Raw genomic sequence first — 16,828 nt, 5'->3', positions numbered from 1 at the left:
GCGCAGTTTCCGCCGCTGCCGGCATGCGCGCAACAACTGATTCAGTCTTGCTACTGCTTATCCAGACCGTAGACGGAATGCAAAGTGCGAACCGCAAGTTCGGTGTACGGACCGTCGATCAGTATCGAAATCTTGATCTCGGAGGTGGTGATGGCGCGGATATTGATCGCCTTCTCGGCCAACGCCTTGAAAGCGGTGGCGGCGACACCGGCGTGGCTCCTCATGCCGATGCCGATGACCGAAACCTTCGACATGCCGGCTTCCGACTGCACGACATCGTAGCCGACCTCGGCCTTCAGCCGGTCGAGCACGGCCAGCGCCTTGTCGACGTCACCCGAAGGCACGGTGAAGGTCATGTCGGTGAACTTGCCGTCCTCGGAAATGTTCTGGACGATCATGTCGACATTGATGTTGGCCTCGGCCAGTGGCCCGAAAATGCCGGCGGCGACGCCAGGGCGGTCGCCGACGCGGCGCAGCGAAATCTGGGCCTCGTCCTTGGCGTAGGCAATTCCGGTGACGACCTGCTGTTCCACGATCTCTTCCTCGTCGCAAATGAGCGTTCCCGGAGGATTGAGCAAATCCCCCATTCCGGGCGCATCGGGATCGTCGAAGGACGACCGCACGAAGGTACGCACCCTGTGCACCATGGCAAGCTCGACCGAACGCACCTGCAGAACCTTGGCGCCGAGCGAGGCCATTTCAAGCATTTCCTCGAACGAGATCTTGGCCAGCCGCCGCGCCTTGGGCTCGATGCGCGGGTCGGTGGTGTAGACCCCGTCGACATCGGTGTAGATGTCGCAGCGGTCGGCCTTGACCGCAGCGGCGATGGCGACCGCGCTGGTGTCGGAACCGCCACGGCCGAGGGTCGCGATGCGGTTGTCCGGCCCGATGCCCTGGAAGCCGGCGATGACGGCCACCTGGCCCTCGCCGAAGCGCTTGATCAGGAAGGCGCCGTCAATGTCGAGGATGCGCGCTGCGCCATGCGCGTTGTCGGTCTTGATCGGGATCTGCCAGCCCTGCCAGGAACGGGCGTGCACGCCCATGTTCTGCAAGGTGATGGCCAGCAGACCGGCGGTGACCTGCTCGCCGGAAGCGACGACCGCGTCATATTCGCGTGCGTCGTGCATCGGCGAGGCCTCGCGCGTCCAGCCGACCAGTTCATTGGTCTTGCCGGCCATTGCCGAGACGACCACCGCCACCTCATGGCCGGCGTCGACCTCGCGTTTGACGTGACGCGCCACATTGCGGATGCGGGCGATGTCGGCGACGGAGGTTCCGCCGAATTTCATCACGATACGCGCCATGGAAGCGAAATGCCTTTGACTGAAGCCGGCCTGGAGCCGAAAACGAAGGAAAGCGCCCGGCTGGCGCCGGCCGCTGAATGCGCGGCCTCCTTAGCCAAATGCTTTGGGTTTCGCAAGGCTGGCAGCGGAATGCCGGCTTCAACAAGACGCCATATTGCCATCCGGGTCCGCGCCGCTTACCAAATGCTGCCTGCGGGGAATTCCTTTTGGTTCGGCATAACAGATGATTGCTCGTCTTCGGCGCGCCATGCGGTTGCAATCGCTGCCGCTTGTCGCCGGCTTCGCCGTGCTGGCATTGATCGTCGGCACCCGTGCCCTGCTGGTCGAGGGACAAAGGGCCAATCGTGCCGCTGCGCGCGAGACAATCGAATACCAGCAGCAGCTTTCAGGGCTGCTTTCATTGGCGCAGGATGCCGAGGCTGGCCAGCGCGGCTATCTGCTGACCGGCGAGAAATCCTATCTCGAACCGTACCAGAAGGCTGTCGATGCAATCCCGGGGCAACTTGCCCGCATCGATGCCATGACATCATCCAACGATCAGCTCGCCCCGCAGATCAGCCACATCAAGGACGCGCTGGCGCAAAAACAGGCTGAACTGTCCGAGACGATCGCCCTCTACGACAAGGGCGATGCGTCGAAGGCGCTGGAACTCGTCCGCGGCGGCCAGGGCAAGGCCGCCATGGACGAGATCCGCGCCAGCATGGACACCATCCGGCGCATCGGCGCCGCCGACATCGCAGCGCGCGACGAGCACACGGACCAGGTCGAGGCCTGGCTGCGTGTCGGTTCGCTTGCGGCCCTCGTCGCGATCTTCCTGCTCGGTGCCTACACGATCCGCCAATCCCGCCGCCGCTTCCGCGAGGTCGCCACCGCCCAGGAAGAGCTGATGCGCAAGAACATCGAGCTCGGCAACGAGATCAACACGCGCGAGAAGGCCGAATCCCAGATCCGCCAGATGCAGAAGATGGAGGCGGTCGGCCAACTGACAGGCGGCATCGCCCACGATTTCAACAACATGCTGGCGGTCATCCTCAGCGCCATGAACCTTGCCCAGCGCAAGCTGAAGCGTGGCGAGAATGACATCGAGAAATTCGTCGAGGCTGCGACGGATGCAGCCGGCCGTGCCGCCAATTTGACCTCCCGGCTGCTTGCCTTCTCGCGCTTGCAGCCGCTTGCGCCGCAGGTGGTCGATACCAACCGGCTGGTGACCGGCATGTCCGACCTTCTCCACCGTGCGCTGGGCGAGGGCATACGCGTCGAAACCGTGCTGGCGGCCGGCCTGTGGAAAACCCACGCCGACCCCAGCCAGATCGAGAACGCCATCCTCAACCTTGCCGTCAACGCCCGTGACGCCATGGACAATGACGGCAAGTTGACCATCGAGACCGCCAACAGCCACCTCGACGACGCCTACGCCGCGACACATGCCGAAGTCACGCCAGGCCAATATGTGATGATCGCGGTCACCGACACCGGCACCGGCATGTCGCCCGAGGTCATCGCCAAGGCCTTCGAACCCTTCTTCACGACCAAGCCGGTCAACAAGGGCACGGGACTTGGGCTGAGCCAGGTGTTCGGCTTCGTCAAGCAGTCGGGCGGCCACGTCAAGATCTACTCCGAACCGGGCCAAGGCACGACGATAAGGATCTATCTGCCCCGGTTTTTCGGACCGGAGGAGCCGGCGGCACCCGCCGGGCGCGGCAAGAGCACCGTCAAGGTCACCGAGACGATCCTCGTCGTCGAGGACGACGCCCGCGTGCGGGCCGCCACGACAGACGCCATGCGCGAACTCGGCTACACGGTCATCCACGTTGGAAGTGGCCAGGAGGCCCTTCAGAAGCTGGCGGCGACATCGGGCATCGCACTGCTTTTCACGGATATCGTCATGCCTGCGATGAACGGCCGCAAGCTCGCCGAGGAGGCGGTCGCACGCCAACCCGGCCTGAAGGTCATCTTCACCACCGGTTTCACCAGGAATGCCGTCGTCCATAACGGCGTGCTCGACCATGACGTGCACTTCCTAGCCAAGCCGTTCACCATCGAGCAACTCGAAGCCAAGCTGCGCGACGTGCTGGACGCGAAATAGGCCGCGCCGGGACTTCCTTCAGCCTGAGGCAGCCACGTTTGTCCACAGGCCGGGATAGTCGAAGACGAAGCCGTGCGGCGAGACACCAAGGATCTCTTCATAACCGAACATGGGCGCGGTGTAGGCGTAGCGGGTCTCGTCGAGACGCCGATAGCTTTGCTCGAGAAGCACCATCTCGAATGTTGGAAAGCTCAGATAGGCGGCTGGAGCGGGCGTCGTCTCGCCGACACCGAGGTCGAACCGCCGGATCGCCAACAGGTTCGATGCCGGCGTGAAGCCGAGGTCGACATCGACAAGGCCGGTGACGTCCCGCTGTGGCTCGCCGTTCAGCGTCCACTCGCCGTCGGCACGTCGTTCAATGGCATAGTGCAGCTTGCGCATGCCGAGAAAACCGTCGACTCGCGCCGATCGCGTGCGCCAGCCGGCGTCGCAAATCACCTCATAGGCAAGGCAGCATGGCTTGCCGTCCTGGACGAAGATGGCTTGTCCCTGGAGGCTGTGCCCGCCATCGCCTTGCGACAGCAGGCAGGCGTCGTGGCCTTCCACATCCAGCCTGCGCCAAAGGATCGAAGCCGTCATGACCTTCATCGTGCACTCCTTCGAATCCAAACGATGCCCTTCATTCGCCCGCCGGGCCAATTGTGTTTCACCGTCGTACGCGACAGCTGACATGCCCTGACAGGATGCTCCGCCCTGTCGGCAGAGGAAAATTGTTGCCTTGACTTTCCCGCCTCCACGCCCGACTTCCTAGCGTTCGAGGAGACCAACCAATGCCAGAACCCCGACGATCGACGATCGATGCCGGAGAAGTGGAACGCTTTTCCGCCCTTGCTGCCGAATGGTGGAACCCGAACGGCAAGTTTCGTCCGCTGCACAAATTCAATCCGGTCCGGCTTTCCTATATCCGCGACCAGATAGCGACGCGCTTCGGCCGTGACCCGCGTGCCGCGCGGCCGTTCGAGGGGCTGCGCATCCTCGATATCGGCTGCGGCGGCGGTCTTTTGTGCGAGCCGATGGCGCGGCTTGGCGCCGAGGTCGTGGGAGCGGACGCCTCCGAGACAAACATCGAAGTGGCGAAACTGCACGCAGCCGAAGGCAATGTGATCGTCGACTACCGAGCCACGACGGCCGAGGATCTTGCCGACGCCGGCGAGACATTCGACGTCATCCTCAACATGGAAGTGGTCGAGCACGTCGCCGACATCGATCTGTTCGTCGCCAAATGCGGCCAGATGGTCCGGCCCGGCGGCATCATGTTCGTGGCCACCATCAACCGCACGCTGAAGGCGCTGGGTCTCGCCATCATCGGTGCTGAATATGTGCTGCGCTGGCTGCCGCGCGGCACCCACCAGTTCGGCAAGCTGGTGCGCCCGGAAGAACTGGAGAAGGCGCTCGGCGGCGCCAGCCTGACGATCATCGACCGCACCGGCGTCACCTACAATCCGCTTGCCGACCGCTGGGCGCGATCGAAGGACATGGACGTCAACTACATGGTGCTGGCGGAGAAGGGATCCGTCTGATCCGCTCTTACGCTATTCAGTGCTGAGGGGTCGGTAGCCGCCCCGCCAATAGATCAGCGCCTGGCCGGCATCGCGGGTGCGCACCGCCTCGACCGAGCCGATCACGATGGAATGCGTGCCGCGGTCGATCATCTCGTCGAGGCTGCAGTCGAAGGCGGCCACGGCGTCATAAAGCAGCGCGGCTCCGGTCTTAAGCGTCACCCATTCGGCGCCGTCATAGCGGTCCTTGCCCTTGATGCCGCCAAAGCCGGAGAAACGCTCCGCCACGGCTTGATGCTGAGGCCCCAGCGAATTGACGCCGAAATGCCGGTAGCGCTCGATAACCGGCCAGGTCGATGACGATCGGTTGACGCAAGCGATCACCTTGGGCGGTTCGGCCGACAGCGAGACCACCGAAATGACGACAAGGCCGGACCGGTCGTCGCCGGCACCGGCGGTGATGACGCTGACATTGCCGACGATGAGCCGCATGGCGGCGCGGAAGTCGGCGACGCTGACCGGAGCTTCTGTCATGGACATTGCCTCGTCGCTTCTTTGCTAAGCCGCCGACCGCATCGCGGCCGGTGCGATGCGAATGCCTCTCTCTTCGAGAATGGGTAGCACGGTGTCGCGAAAATAGGGGAATTCCTCGACATAATCGACGAAGGACAATGTCGAGCCGCGAAAGCCTGCCGCATGCAAGGCGGTGATCCCGTCGGCGACCTGCTCGGGCGTGCCGGTGAGCGGGAAGCCGCCATGGCCGGCCGCCATGCGGTCGCGAATGAGCGCCAGGAGATCATGCGGGAACGACTGCGCATGGGCGAATTGCAGCCGGACCAGATTGTCGACCGCCGCCCAGTCGGCATTGGCGCGGCCGAAATGTTCGAGATAGTCCGTGGCCTCCTTTTCGGTCGGGCGGCAGACGACATGGGCAAAGGTCAGCACGTCGACATCGCTGCCGGCGGCCCTCGCCTGCTCCTTCAGCGCAATGATCTCGTCCTTGGAGCGCGCCAGGTCGATCGCCGGCGTAAACAGGAAATCGGCGTTGCGGACCGCGAATTTGCGGCCCTCCTCCGACCCGGCGGCATTGAGGATCGGCGGCCGTGACGACGGACGCGGGTCCCCAAGCACATTCCTGAGTTTGAACCAGGTGCCGTCCCAGTCGAAGGCTTCCGTGCGCTCCCACAGCGCCTGGACAATATCGAACCATTCCTGGGCATAGCCGTAGCGCGTGACATGGTCATCGGGCAGCGTCAGCCCAAGTGCCTCATATTCCGGCTTGTTCCAGCCGGCGACGATGTTGAGTCCGATGCGGCCGCGGCTGATCTGGTCGATGGTCGCCAGTTGCTTGGCAACGACCACGGGGTGGTTGGCCGCGGTATGGGTGGTGGCGAAAACCGTGATGTTGCGGGTGAGCGCCAGAAGCCCGGCCGCCCAGGTGATCGTCTCTAGCACGTTGCCGTGGAAATTGGTCTCGCCGCCATAACCGATCCAGCGTGCGATCGGCAGCATGAAGTCGATGCCGGCCTCGTCGAGCAGATGCGCCAGCCGCAGATTGTTGTCCCAGGAACTGGCCCAGCGCTCGGGAACCTTGGTGACGGTCATGCCGCCGGAACAATTGGACGCAAAAGTGCCGAGAAAGAAGGGCTGCGCGTGAGGCGCGGTCTTGTCGAGCATGCTCATTGGCGGTGTTCTCCTCATTTTTTGCTTATAATTTATAATAGAAAGTCTATCATAAATTCATGTGGACGCAATCACCGGGATCAGCGCATGCTGATGGCAGGGGACAGGCAGATGAACGAACGGCGCAAATCTTTGGAAACACAGGCCGAGTTGCTGGATCGCGGCTGGCATCTGGCGCGCACGCCGCTGGAGATCGACGTCACCGAAGTCGAATACGCGCTGATGCGCTCCTACGAGGCATTCGGCCATTGGCAGGCTGAATGCCTCGCCACGGTGATCGAGTTTTCCGCCAGCGGACCCGAGAACGCACTGCTCCACATCATCCGCATGAACGACCGCCCGAAAAGCGTGCGCGATCTTGCCCAGATGACCAACCGCGACGACATCCCCAACATCCAGTACAGCCTGCGCAAACTGCTGAAGGGCGGGTTGATCACCCGCACCGGCAGCGGCAGGTCAGGCGTCACCTACGAAGTGACGCCGCTCGGGCATCGCGTGACCGAGCGCTATGCCGACATCCGCTCCGTCCTGCTTATCGACGCCGTGACGCGCATTCCCGAAATGGCCGACAAGCTCGAAGACGTCGCGCGTACGCTCGAGCTGATGACCGGCATCTACGAACAGGCGGCGCGGGCCGCCGCCACGCACCGCCGCCGGCATCCAAGGCCGGAGCCCGGCGGCGACGCCGACGGCGGCGGAAAACTTTGACGACGTTTACGCAGGCTGCGGCTTCGCGACGGCCTGGCTCTGCGCCTTCGTGGTGATGAAGACGCCGGCGGTGATGATGGCGGCGCCGGCCCAGGTCAGCAGCTGATAGTGCTCGCCAAGGAAGATCGTGCCGGCAAGCAGCCCAACCGCGGCCGCCACATAGCCGATCTGGCTGAGATAGACCGGGCCGCCGACCGCCTGCAGCCGGAAGAAGAAGGCAAACATCGCTGACGCCGACGCAACCTGCGCGATGACGACCAGCGGAACGCCGCCGAGCGGCGCGAAGGCCTTGATGCCGAACAGAGCGAGAATGCCGGCGAGCAGCAGCGTCGCCGCCGCCAGATGGCTGCCGACGGCAAGCTCGATCGGGCCGGTGCCTTCCGGCCAGTCGACGGTGCGGTAGATATTGCCGGCTGCAAGGCTGACCGGGATCAGCAGCCCCACCACCACCCAAAACATATCGGCCGGCTGGCCGGCCTCGCCGCGCGTCGCCGCGACCATCACGGCGCCGACGAAACCGACGGCGATGCCTGATATGCCCAGCATGTTCGGGCGCCGGACGCGCAGCAGGATCGAGAACACCAGCGTGACGACGGGCGACAACGTGAACATGATGCCGGTATAGCCGGCGCCCAGATGCGGTATGGCCGAGAACATCAAGAGATTGGGGACGGCATAGGACACGGCCGCCGTGACGAAGAAATAGCGCAGCTTGTGCGCGGTGAGCCGGATACGCTGGCCGCGCAGCAAAAGTGCGCACAAAAGCACGCCGCCGGCGCCGAGCGAGATGACGAAGGCCCAGACCATGGCCGGCACGCCGGCTGCCGTGGCGAGCTTGCCGAAGGGCAGTGTCAGGCCGAGCAGGCCGCCGGTGACGACCAGCAGGCCGAGCGCCGAATCCCAGAGAAATTTCATCGGATGGTCCCGTCACTCAATCGTGAAATTTGGCACTTGCGGCGCTTGGCCGGTGCTGTACCTTGAGATAAGATAACACAAAGATTCTTGGCGTAAAGATATTTAACGGTGAGACAGATGGATCGCGCGGCAAAGGCGATCGAGCAGTGGAAACGGGAGCGGCCGGACCTTGATGTCTCGCCGATGGGCGTACTCGGGCGATTGAACGAAGCCTCGTCGTTGATCGCGCGTGATCGCCTGGCGCCGCTGTTTGCCCGTTTCGGGTTGCAAGCCGGCGAGTTCGACGTGCTGGCAACGCTGCGCCGGTCAGGCTCACCTTACGCGCTGACGCCGACAGATCTCTATGAAGCGACCATGGTGACATCCGGGGCCATGACCAATCGGCTCGACCGGTTGGAAAAAGCCGGATTGATCCTGCGCGGCCCGCACCCCAACGACCGGCGCGGCATCGTCGTGCAGCTTACCGAGAAGGGTCTCGCCTTGATCGACGAGGCCCTGACCGCTCATGTCGCCAACGAGCACGAGATTGTTGCGGGCCTGACGCCGGCGGAACGGGAAACGCTCTCGCACCTGCTTGAGAAATTGATAGGCAGCGTGAGCTGAACGTTCAGTTGCGGTCGTCGGGAAACACCGGGATCGGCATGAAATCGACGCCATCCTCGGCCAGCCCCTTGGCCTCTTCCAACGTCGCCTCGCCATAGATGCCGCGCGGGTCGGTCTCGCCGAAATGGATTTTTCGCGCTTCCTCGGCGAACTTGTCGCCGACATAGTCGGCATTCTCGCGCACCTTCTCGGCCATCGCCTTGAGTTGCGCCAGGGCCTGCTTCTGCGCCTCGCCCATGGCGAGCGCTATGGTCTCCTGCTTGCGGGCCGTGGAAACGGCGGGCGCCATCAGGGCCTTCTCTACCTTGTGCGAGCCGCAGCTCGGGCAATCGACAAAGCCGCGCTTCTTCTGGGTGTCGAAATCGTCATTGCTGCGGAACCAGCCCTCGAACTCGTGCTCGTTTTCGCAGATCAGGGAAAAGCGGATCAAGAGGCAGCACCCCTGAGACGCGGCGCGTCCACCGCGCCGGCATTGATGGTGAAATCCCGCGCATTCTTCAAATTGGGGATCTTCTTGCGCGCCGCAAGCGACTGCGCCGGGTCGATCTCGGCGACGATCACCGCAGGCTCGTCATGCGCGGCTTCGGCGATGATGCGGCCCCACGGGTCGACGATCAGCGAATGGCCATAGGTTTCGCGGCCGTCCTCATGCAGGCCGCCTTGTGCGGCGGCGACGACAAAGGCGCCGTTCTCGATGGCACGGGCCCTGAGCAGCACATGCCAGTGCGCCTCGCCGGTCTGTCGGGTGAAGGCGGCGGGCACGGTCAAAACATCGGCGCCGGCCAGCGCCTCCGTGCGGAACAGCTGCGGGAAACGCAGGTCGTAGCAGACCGCAAAACCAAGCTTGGCGCCCGCAACCTCGGTCACTACGGCTTCGGTGCCGGGTTCGTAGGCGGCGGATTCGCGCCAGCTTTCGCCATTGTCGAGATCGACGTCGAACATGTGGATCTTGTCATAGGTGGCGAGCGTCGCGCCGTCCGGACCAAACAACAGCGCCCGGTTGGCGAGCTTGCCGTCGGGGCGCAGGATGGCGGTGGAGCCGATATGCAGGAAGACGCCGAGTTCGCGCGCCAATCCACGTGCGGTCGCAACGATGATGTCCCTGTCTTCGGAGGTGAAGGAGGCGGCACGCGCCTCCTTGTCGCGGATCAGCGCCCCGGTCATTTCCGGCGTCTGGATATAGGTCGCGCCCTGCCCGACCGCTTCACGCACCAGCCGTTCGAGATCGACCGCATTGCGCTCGGGGCTTTCGCCGGAACGCATCTGGACCGCCGCAGCGAAAACACCCATCATCATACCCTCAAATCGTCGCGCCGTTGGCGAGCAGCCTGTCCAGCCGGCCTTCGGCCTCCAGCTCGTGGAGGTCGTCGCAGCCGCCGACATGCGTGTTGCCGATGAAAATCTGCGGAAAGGTCGTGCGGCCGTGCGCGCGCGAGATCATCTCCTGGCGCAATTCCGGCGAAAACGAAGCGTCATGCTCGGTATAGGCGACGCCCTTGCGCTCCAGCAGCCGCTTGGCGGCGGTGCAGTAGCCGCACATCATACGCGTATAGATCGTGACATCGACCATGATGCATTCCGCTTTCGTTGCCGACTTATATAGTCACGGACTCGTCCGCCCGGAAGTCCCCCGGCAACACGCGCGCGAAGGTCAGCACGTCAACGGTGGCGGCACCGCCCCTTTTCAGCGCCTTGGTGGCCGCGCGCACGGTGGCGCCCGTGGTGTAGACGTCATCGATCAGAAGCACCCTGCGGCCGGCGATCTGGATCTCCGCCTCGGCCGGCACGCGGAAAGCGGCCCGCACATTCTCCTCGCGCTCCTGCCGCTCGAGCCCGACCTGCTGGCGAGTGAGTTTCACCCGCCGCATGGCGGAAGGCGCGAAAGACAGGCCGCTGAGCTCGCAGACCGCGCGCGCCAGTTCCGCCGACTGGTTGAAGCGCCGCCGGAAGAAACGCCGCCAGTGCAGCGGCACCGGCACCACCACATCGGCTTCCGCGATGAGATCGGCGCCGGCGCGCACCATCCAGCGCGCCATCCAAGGTGCCAGATCGGTGCGATCCTGGTATTTCAGCCCTTGCACCATCTGGCGGGCGACGCCGGAATAGGCGACGGCTGCCCGCGCCCGCTCGAAGGGTGGTGGATCCGCGATCGCCTCGGCCGACAGAAAACCCTCGCCCACATGGTGGGTGAACGGCGTGCCCATAACCGGGCACCAGGGCCGTTCCAAGAGCCGCAGCTTCGGCCAGCAGGCGCCGCACAGCACGCCCGGCTGCGAGACATGCCGGCGGCAGCCGGCACAGACCGGCGGAAACAGGATGCGCGCCGGCCAGCCGAAGGCCGATCGGGCGAGGTTCCTGATCCCGATGGACTTGATCTCTGGCGTCGGATCGGCCACGTGGTTGGTTCTCCGCACCGAGTGTACCAAGTATATCAGGGCGTGGACAAACAAGGATCCACCCGTTGCAGCCTATTATGGATACCTCTTTGTGGCTGGCGCACAAGCGGCGCGCGCTAAGCCATCCGGTCGACGGTGCCGATTTCCTGATGAACCGCGCCGCCGAGGACCTTGCCGACCGGCTGGGCGCCGTCGAGCGCCGGTTCGGCAAGGCGGCGGTGCTGTTCTGCCAGACGTCGGCCGCAGCCGATGTGCTCGCCGCGAGCGGCAAGGTGGCGGATATCGTCCGCGTCGAGACGGACACGGTTTTCCTGACGGGTGCCGCCGGCATGGTCGCACCACTGGAAACCGTGCCCTTCGAACCGGCAAGCCTCGATCTGGCGGTGTCGCTTCTGTCGCTGCAGGCGATGAACGACATTCCCGGCATGCTGATCCAGATCCGCCGCGCGCTTCGGCCGGACGGGCTCTTTCTCGGTGCCTTCGCCGGCGCCGGCACGCTCGGCGAGCTGCGTGAGAGCCTGCTTGCGGCCGAGACCGAGCTTTACGGCGGCGCCAGCCCCCGCGTCATCCCCTTCACCGACGTGCGCGACGCCGGTGCGCTGCTGCAGCGCGCCGGTCTTGCCCTGCCGGTCGCCGATGTCGAGACCGTGACGGTGCGCTATGCCAATCTGTTTGCTTTGATGGCCGATCTGCGCGCCATGGGCGAAACCAGCGCCCTCACCGATCGCAGCCGGCGGCCGAGCACACGCAGACTGTTTGCGCGTGCCGCGGAAATCTATGCCGAGCGGTTTTCCGACGCCGACGGCCGGATCCGGGCAAGTTTCTCGATGGTCTGGATGTCCGGCTGGGCGCCCGATGCATCGCAGCAGAAACCGCTGAAGCCGGGTTCAGCCAAAGTCTCGCTGAAGACGATACTTTAGGCTCCCGACGGGCAATGATCGGGTCAGCCGTGGACAGCCCGATCAGGGTGCGAACGCGTTCGCAAGCCGGCTGCTATTGTTGCTGAACAGCCAGGTGATGGAGTTGAACACCTGACTGATGCCGGCGACGATGGTCAGCGACAACACAGCTATGATCAAGCCATATTCGACCGCCGTGGCGCCGGTTTCGTCTTTCAGAAAATGCAGCAGCACTGGTTTCATCACCTCGATCCCCTCGCCAAGGACCTTACCGCCGACCTGTTAAGAAAGGTTAACGGCAAAGCCTTAACAGGCGGTGAAACCGCCACCCTCTTGCAAATTCCAACCATGTCAGCAGTCGCCGCTGGTTCTGCCATCGGAGCCGATGATGCAGACCGAACCGGGCTGCGCCTGCAACACGCTGCGGCGCACCGTATAGGTGGTTCGATGGCTGATCGAGCCGGTGGCCGTCATGTCGAGACCACCGGGAAAATCATCGCGCGCCGATTGCGAGCGCGTCTGGCTGTCGAGGAAAGGGGTCGCGATCAGCGCCAGCGCCACCGCGGCCGAGCCGAACAGCAGTGTCACGCGCAGGATGCCCATGCCCGCATCTGCGGCACGAAAGCCGCGGTCGGGCCGGATCGAATCCCAATCCCTGTCCAGGCTCATCCTATCGCTCCCCAGCCAATCCGCGACGCGGCCGCGACGACACGGCCATGCATCAATTTTTCATGATGAGATAAATCTTCTATTAACGCTGGCTGATATGGGCCGTGGCCGCTCCTCAGAGCAATTCCAGGAAAAATGTGAAGCGGCTTTCCCGGGACGCGGAGCGCTTTCCCTTGGGAATTGCGTCAAAACAAATCCTCAGAGCAGATCGATCAGGAACGGAATCAGCGGCGCGTCGGCCGGCGGCATCGGATAGTCACGCATCTCTCTTGGCCGCACCCATTTCAGCGCCTGCCCTTCCCGGGGCTGGGCGATGCCACGGAAGCGGCGGCAGACAAACAGCGGCATCAACAGATGGAAGTCGTCATAGGAATGGCTGGCGAAGGTAAGCGGCGCCAGGCACGGGATTTCGGTCTCGATGCCGATCTCCTCATGCAATTCACGGATGATGCATTGTTCCGGCGTCTCGCCGGGCTCGACCTTGCCGCCGGGAAATTCCCACAGGCCAGCAAGCTGCTTGCCCTCGGGCCGCTGCGCAAGCAGCACGCGGCCGTCGGTATCGACCAGCGCGCAGGCCGCGACCAGGAGCAGGCGCTTGCCGGTATTGGCCGGATCATTCATGCCCGACGTCACTCATGCCCGGGCGGCCGGCGATAATGGTAGCGATAGACTTCCTCGAAGCCGAGCGACCGATAGAGCGCCAGCGCCGGCACATTGCCGGCCTCGACCTGCAGCCAGGCCTCCCGCGCGCCGCGCAGCCGCGCCCATTTCAGCGCCGACCGGATCAGGTTGCGGCCATGGCCCTTGTTGCGCGCCGCCTTGTCGGTGGCGACTTCGAACAGGCCGGCGAGATCGCCGTCATGCACGCAAATCAGGGTCGCCAGCGCCTCTGCCCCATCTTCCAGTGCGAACAGCCCGGCCTCTGGCTGGATGGCGCCGATGATCTCCGACAGGCCGGGCCGCAGCGAAACATCCGATCCGCTGACCTTGAGCGACGCGCCGATGAAGCGGCTGATGTCCTTGAGCGGAATCTGGTCCATGGCGGCATCGAGCTGGGCGTCGGCCAGCGGCAGCCGCATGACCAGCGATTCGTCGAATCGGCTCCAGCCCTCCTTGTCGAGATGGCCGGCAAGATCGGGACCCGACAGCGGCGACATGCGGAACGTCAGCGGCCTTCCATAGGCGTCGAAACGGCGGCTGGCGCGGCCGATGCGGTCGGCTATGTGCTGGATGTCGCCGGGATCGAGCGGGTTGACCGAATTCAGCCGCTTGGCCGGATGGCCGGCGGTGAGCCGCACCACCCAGGTGCCGTCATAGTGGACGGCGGCCGCCGGCCAGGCGCGAAAGCCGGCCGCCTCGTAGCGGCGCACGATCGCAAGCATGCTTGCCGGATGCCTGGAAGCCAAAACCGTCAGCTCCGATAATCGCCGTTGATGGTGACATATTCCTTGGTGAGGTCGCAGGTCCACACCGTCGCCTTGCCGCGGCCGATGCCGATATCGGCGCGGATGCGGATATCGTCACGCTTCATGTAGGCCGAGGTCTTTTCTTCCGAATAGGCCGGATCGCGCTCGCCTTCATGCGCCAGCCGGTTGTCGCCGAACCAGATCGACAGCCGGTCGCGGTCGGCGGGTTCGCCGGCCTTCCCGACGGCCATGACCACACGGCCCCAATTGGCGTCCTCGCCGGCGACCGCCGTCTTGACCAGCGGCGAATTGGCGATCGACAGCGCGATGCGCTTGGCCGAGCGGGCCGATTTCGCGCCGGTGACGGTGACTTCGACCTGCTTGCGGGCGCCCTCGCCGTCGCGCACCACCTGCAGCGCCAGCGACTTCAGCACCTTGCCGAGCGCCCGGCGGAACTGGCCGAGCCGGGCATCTCTGGGGTCGGTGATCTCGGGCGCGCCGCGCTTGGCGGCCTTGCCGGTGGCGAAGATCAGCAGCGTGTCGCTGGTCGAGGTGTCGCTGTCGACGGTCACCGCGTTGAAGGTCTTGGCCGTGCCGCGCGATAGCAGATCCTGCAGCACGGGGGCCGCGATCGGCGCATCGGTGGCGATGAAGGACAGCATCGTCGCCATGTCGGGGGCGATCATGCCGGCGCCCTTGGAGATGCCGTTGATGGTGACATCGGTATCGCCAAGCTTGACCGTCTGCGTCGCCACTTTCGGATAGGTGTCCGTGGTCATGATGGCCTTCGCCGCCTCGGTCCACAGGTCGGGCTTGCCATCGCTGACCAGCCCGGCGAGCAGATGGCTGAACTTGGTCGTGTCGAGCGGCTCGCCGATGACGCCGGTCGAGGCCAGGAAGACCTCGCCTGCCGTGCAGCCGGCAGCCTTGGCCGCCGCCTCGCCGGTCAGAGCGGTGGATTCGCGGCCCTTCTTGCCGGTGAAGGCGTTGGCATTGCCGGAATTGACGACCAGCACCCGCGCCTTGCCGGCGGCAAGGTTCTGACGGCAGAAATCGACCGGCGCCGAGGGGCATTTCGACCTGGTGAACACGCCGGCGACCGCGGTGCCGGCATCGAACACCATGGCCAGCAGGTCGGTTCGGTTCTTGTACTTTATCCCCGCTTCGGCGGTGGCGATGCGCACCCCTTCAATGACAGGCATCTTGGGGTACTTCTTCGGCGCGAGCGGCGAAATCGTCGTGGACATGGGGACCTCGGGCGGGAAAATCGCAAGGGAAGGCCGGTTTGCCCGATACGGCGCGCGGGCGCAAGGGCGTTTTCGCCGCGCCTGCCGGGGCGGCGGACCACACCGGATTAAGCCTGCATTTCAAATCTGTTGGCGTCGCCGGGGCCTGTGGCGCTATGATTGCGCCCATGGGCAGGCTTGCGATCCTGGCATGGGCATTTCTGGGACTATTGCTGCTGAGCGCCGACGCTGAGCCGGCGCGGCGCGTGGCGCTTGTCATCGGCAACGGCACCTATGCCGAGGCCGGCACGCTGGCCAATCCGGTCAACGACGCCCTCGACATCGCCGACAAGCTGCGCTCCATCGGTTTCGAGGTCATCGAAGGCAACGACCTCGGCAAGCGCGAGCTCGAACGCAGCATCGGCGAATTCTCCGATGCGCTCGAAGGTGCGGGCGTCGGGCTTTTCTACTATGCCGGCCACGGCCTGCAGGTCGACGGGCGCAACTACATCGTGCCGGTCGATGCCAGGCTCGACATGCCGGTGAAACTGCAGCTCGAAGCCGTGCCGATCGACGAAGTCCTCGACATCATGGAACAGCAGACCAAGGTCAGCCTGGTGTTTCTCGATGCCTGCCGTAACAATCCGTTTGCCCGCAGCCTCAGCCGCACCGCCACCACGCGCTCGGCGACGGCGCTCGCCGGCTTGGCGCAGTTCGATTCGACGCGCGGCTCCTTCATTGCCTTCTCGACGGCGCCGGGCGCGGTCGCCATGGACGGCACCGGCCGCAACTCGCCCTTTGCATCAGCCCTGTTGCGGCACATTGGCGAGCCCGGCCAGAGCATCAACGACATGATGATCGCGGTGCGCCGCGACGTCGTTTCGCAAACCCGCGAAGGCCAGCGCCCCTGGGAGCAGGGCTCGCTGCTCGAACGCTTCGAATTCGTCCCGGGTGAAGGGCCTGCCCCGAAGCCGAAGCCGGCGGCGGAGCCGGCGCCGGCCCCGGCCCCACAGGTCGCGGCGCTGGAGCGTTCCGTGGGCGACGACAAGGCTTCGATCGAACAATTCCTGCGCCGGAACTATCTGACGCCGGACACCAGGACGATGGCCGAAACGGTCAAGCGGATCTACGGCGCGTCGGCCACCATTTTCGGCACACGCTACGACGCCGATGCCATCGTCAAGGTGAAGACCGACTGGTTCGCGCAATGGGCCTCGTGGTCGCTTGGGCTGGAACCCGGCAGCCTGGAGATCACGCCGCATGGCGAGGACCGCGCCGACGCCGCCTTCGCCATGCGCTACGACTATGTGCCGAAGGACAAGTCGGCGGCACGGCTGACCGGGAAGGCGCGCGTCACGCTCGGGCTGGTCAAGGCCGTGGAGGGATGGCGAATCGAATCCGAAACCTCGCAAGCCATGCAATGACGCGCTGATC

Annotated in this window: 20 protein-coding genes; 6 read left to right on the top strand and 14 right to left on the bottom strand. The window is 64.6% G+C overall.

All coding sequences use genetic code 11. The features are described from left to right. Nucleotides 1-50: 50 nt before the first annotated feature. On the bottom strand, nt 51-1,304 hold the full coding sequence (locus tag JG747_RS08355; RefSeq protein WP_019861347.1) for an aspartate kinase: 1,254 nt from the start codon (nt 1,302-1,304) through the stop codon (nt 51-53). Between the two features lie 247 nt (nt 1,305-1,551). Between JG747_RS08355 and JG747_RS08350 the strand changes: the two genes are divergently transcribed. Continuing rightward, complete coding sequence (locus JG747_RS08350; protein WP_020629050.1) at nt 1,552-3,390, top strand: CHASE3 domain-containing protein; 1,839 nt, start codon at nt 1,552-1,554, stop codon at nt 3,388-3,390. A gap of 18 nt (nt 3,391-3,408) precedes the next feature. On the opposite strand, the gene JG747_RS08345 is transcribed toward JG747_RS08350, so the two are convergent. Further along, nucleotides 3,409-3,978, bottom strand: a complete 570-nt coding sequence (locus JG747_RS08345; RefSeq protein WP_019861350.1) for a putative glycolipid-binding domain-containing protein — start codon at nt 3,976-3,978, stop codon at nt 3,409-3,411. 182 nt (nt 3,979-4,160) lie between these two features. Here JG747_RS08345 and ubiG point away from each other — a divergent pair, with 182 nt between their 5' ends. Next, on the top strand, nt 4,161-4,910 hold the full coding sequence (gene ubiG, locus JG747_RS08340; RefSeq protein WP_202361558.1) for a bifunctional 2-polyprenyl-6-hydroxyphenol methylase/3-demethylubiquinol 3-O-methyltransferase UbiG: 750 nt from the start codon (nt 4,161-4,163) through the stop codon (nt 4,908-4,910). A 12-nt stretch (nt 4,911-4,922) separates the two neighbouring features. Here ubiG and JG747_RS08335 read toward each other — a convergent pair whose 3' ends face one another. Both JG747_RS08335 and JG747_RS08330 read right to left on the bottom strand, forming a co-directional pair. Beyond that, a complete protein-coding gene (locus JG747_RS08335) occupies nt 4,923-5,423 on the bottom strand; it encodes a flavin reductase family protein (RefSeq protein ID WP_032921391.1) in 501 nt (166 codons plus the stop codon). Nucleotides 5,424-5,447: 24 nt separating this feature from the next. Then, nucleotides 5,448-6,572 (bottom strand): LLM class flavin-dependent oxidoreductase, encoded by a 1,125-nt coding sequence (locus JG747_RS08330; RefSeq protein WP_019861353.1) that lies wholly within the window; start codon nt 6,570-6,572, stop codon nt 5,448-5,450. 111 nt (nt 6,573-6,683) lie between these two features. On the opposite strand from JG747_RS08330, the gene JG747_RS08325 reads away from it, so the two are divergent. Continuing rightward, the gene (locus tag JG747_RS08325; RefSeq protein WP_064981685.1) at nt 6,684-7,280 is read left to right on the top strand and encodes a winged helix DNA-binding protein; all 597 of its coding nucleotides are present in this window, start codon (nt 6,684-6,686) and stop codon (nt 7,278-7,280) included. 6 nt (nt 7,281-7,286) lie between these two features. On the opposite strand, the gene JG747_RS08320 is transcribed toward JG747_RS08325, so the two are convergent. Further along, nucleotides 7,287-8,195: a DMT family transporter gene (locus tag JG747_RS08320; protein ID WP_202361557.1), complete on the bottom strand. Its 909-nt coding sequence runs from the start codon at nt 8,193-8,195 to the stop codon at nt 7,287-7,289. A gap of 117 nt (nt 8,196-8,312) precedes the next feature. On the opposite strand from JG747_RS08320, the gene JG747_RS08315 reads away from it, so the two are divergent. Next, nucleotides 8,313-8,798: a MarR family winged helix-turn-helix transcriptional regulator gene (locus tag JG747_RS08315; protein WP_202361556.1), complete on the top strand. Its 486-nt coding sequence runs from the start codon at nt 8,313-8,315 to the stop codon at nt 8,796-8,798. A gap of 4 nt (nt 8,799-8,802) precedes the next feature. On the opposite strand, the gene JG747_RS08310 is transcribed toward JG747_RS08315, so the two are convergent. From JG747_RS08310 to JG747_RS08295, 4 genes are read right to left on the bottom strand one after another with little or no spacing between them, the layout of a single operon-like run. Then, nucleotides 8,803-9,228: a DUF1178 family protein gene (locus JG747_RS08310; protein WP_032931815.1), complete on the bottom strand. Its 426-nt coding sequence runs from the start codon at nt 9,226-9,228 to the stop codon at nt 8,803-8,805. After that, nucleotides 9,225-10,088, bottom strand: coding sequence for a carbon-nitrogen hydrolase family protein (locus JG747_RS08305; RefSeq protein WP_202361555.1), 864 nt, complete (start codon nt 10,086-10,088; stop codon nt 9,225-9,227). The genes JG747_RS08310 and JG747_RS08305 overlap by 4 nt, the downstream gene beginning before the upstream one ends. A 10-nt stretch (nt 10,089-10,098) precedes the next feature. Further along, entirely contained in the window at nt 10,099-10,368 is a 270-nt protein-coding gene (gene grxC, locus JG747_RS08300; protein WP_038649905.1) for a glutaredoxin 3, read from the bottom strand. 25 nt (nt 10,369-10,393) lie between these two features. Further along, nucleotides 10,394-11,194, bottom strand: coding sequence for a ComF family protein (locus tag JG747_RS08295; RefSeq protein WP_202361554.1), 801 nt, complete (start codon nt 11,192-11,194; stop codon nt 10,394-10,396). 65 nt (nt 11,195-11,259) lie between these two features. On the opposite strand from JG747_RS08295, the gene JG747_RS08290 reads away from it, so the two are divergent. Further along, nucleotides 11,260-12,114, top strand: a complete 855-nt coding sequence (locus tag JG747_RS08290; protein ID WP_202361553.1) for a methyltransferase domain-containing protein — start codon at nt 11,260-11,262, stop codon at nt 12,112-12,114. A 42-nt stretch (nt 12,115-12,156) separates the two neighbouring features. Here the strand turns inward: JG747_RS08290 and JG747_RS08285 are convergent, their stop codons facing one another. The 5 genes from JG747_RS08285 to argJ all read right to left on the bottom strand — a co-directional run bounded on the left by JG747_RS08285 (nt 12,157) and on the right by argJ (nt 15,415). Continuing rightward, nucleotides 12,157-12,336, bottom strand: coding sequence for a Flp family type IVb pilin (locus JG747_RS08285; protein ID WP_019861361.1), 180 nt, complete (start codon nt 12,334-12,336; stop codon nt 12,157-12,159). Between the two features lie 108 nt (nt 12,337-12,444). Beyond that, entirely contained in the window at nt 12,445-12,762 is a 318-nt protein-coding gene (locus JG747_RS08280; RefSeq protein WP_038649910.1) for a hypothetical protein, read from the bottom strand. A 198-nt stretch (nt 12,763-12,960) separates the two neighbouring features. Then, a complete protein-coding gene (gene mutT / locus JG747_RS08275) occupies nt 12,961-13,383 on the bottom strand; it encodes an 8-oxo-dGTP diphosphatase MutT (protein ID WP_038649912.1) in 423 nt (140 codons plus the stop codon). A gap of 8 nt (nt 13,384-13,391) precedes the next feature. Then, on the bottom strand, nt 13,392-14,144 hold the full coding sequence (locus JG747_RS08270) for a GNAT family N-acetyltransferase (protein WP_019861363.1): 753 nt from the start codon (nt 14,142-14,144) through the stop codon (nt 13,392-13,394). Between the two features lie 29 nt (nt 14,145-14,173). Then, complete coding sequence (gene argJ, locus JG747_RS08265; RefSeq protein WP_019861364.1) at nt 14,174-15,415, bottom strand: bifunctional glutamate N-acetyltransferase/amino-acid acetyltransferase ArgJ; 1,242 nt, start codon at nt 15,413-15,415, stop codon at nt 14,174-14,176. Nucleotides 15,416-15,582: 167 nt separating this feature from the next. On the opposite strand from argJ, the gene JG747_RS08260 reads away from it, so the two are divergent. Further along, nucleotides 15,583-16,818 carry a caspase family protein gene (locus JG747_RS08260; RefSeq protein WP_202361552.1) on the top strand — a complete coding sequence of 412 codons (1,236 nt, stop codon included), beginning with the start codon at nt 15,583-15,585 and terminating at the stop codon, nt 16,816-16,818. Nucleotides 16,819-16,828 lie beyond the last annotated feature (10 nt).

The sequence above is a fragment of the Mesorhizobium sp. 131-3-5 genome, from assembly GCF_016756575.1.
GTDB classification, from domain to species: Bacteria; Pseudomonadota; Alphaproteobacteria; order Rhizobiales; family Rhizobiaceae; genus Mesorhizobium; species Mesorhizobium jarvisii.
Note: the sequence above shows the minus strand (reverse complement) of the source record. Positions and strands in the feature narration are given on the sequence as shown.

Coding starts and splice junctions, on each gene's coding strand:
- JG747_RS08350 (WP_020629050.1), top strand. CDS start 1,552: ATGCGGTTGCAATCGCTGCCGCTTGTCGCCGGCTTCGCCGTGCTGGCA.
- JG747_RS08305 (WP_202361555.1), bottom strand. CDS start 10,088: ATGGGTGTTTTCGCTGCGGCGGTCCAGATGCGTTCCGGCGAAAGCCCC.
- JG747_RS08270 (WP_019861363.1), bottom strand. CDS start 14,144: ATGCTTGCGATCGTGCGCCGCTACGAGGCGGCCGGCTTTCGCGCCTGG.
- mutT (WP_038649912.1), bottom strand. CDS start 13,383: ATGAATGATCCGGCCAATACCGGCAAGCGCCTGCTCCTGGTCGCGGCC.
- grxC (WP_038649905.1), bottom strand. CDS start 10,368: ATGGTCGATGTCACGATCTATACGCGTATGATGTGCGGCTACTGCACC.
- JG747_RS08335 (WP_032921391.1), bottom strand. CDS start 5,423: ATGACAGAAGCTCCGGTCAGCGTCGCCGACTTCCGCGCCGCCATGCGG.
- JG747_RS08345 (WP_019861350.1), bottom strand. CDS start 3,978: ATGAAGGTCATGACGGCTTCGATCCTTTGGCGCAGGCTGGATGTGGAA.
- JG747_RS08285 (WP_019861361.1), bottom strand. CDS start 12,336: ATGAAACCAGTGCTGCTGCATTTTCTGAAAGACGAAACCGGCGCCACG.
- JG747_RS08315 (WP_202361556.1), top strand. CDS start 8,313: ATGGATCGCGCGGCAAAGGCGATCGAGCAGTGGAAACGGGAGCGGCCG.
- JG747_RS08330 (WP_019861353.1), bottom strand. CDS start 6,572: ATGAGCATGCTCGACAAGACCGCGCCTCACGCGCAGCCCTTCTTTCTC.
- argJ (WP_019861364.1), bottom strand. CDS start 15,415: ATGTCCACGACGATTTCGCCGCTCGCGCCGAAGAAGTACCCCAAGATG.
- JG747_RS08325 (WP_064981685.1), top strand. CDS start 6,684: ATGAACGAACGGCGCAAATCTTTGGAAACACAGGCCGAGTTGCTGGAT.
- JG747_RS08280 (WP_038649910.1), bottom strand. CDS start 12,762: ATGAGCCTGGACAGGGATTGGGATTCGATCCGGCCCGACCGCGGCTTT.
- JG747_RS08320 (WP_202361557.1), bottom strand. CDS start 8,195: ATGAAATTTCTCTGGGATTCGGCGCTCGGCCTGCTGGTCGTCACCGGC.
- JG747_RS08260 (WP_202361552.1), top strand. CDS start 15,583: ATGGGCAGGCTTGCGATCCTGGCATGGGCATTTCTGGGACTATTGCTG.
- JG747_RS08355 (WP_019861347.1), bottom strand. CDS start 1,304: ATGGCGCGTATCGTGATGAAATTCGGCGGAACCTCCGTCGCCGACATC.
- ubiG (WP_202361558.1), top strand. CDS start 4,161: ATGCCAGAACCCCGACGATCGACGATCGATGCCGGAGAAGTGGAACGC.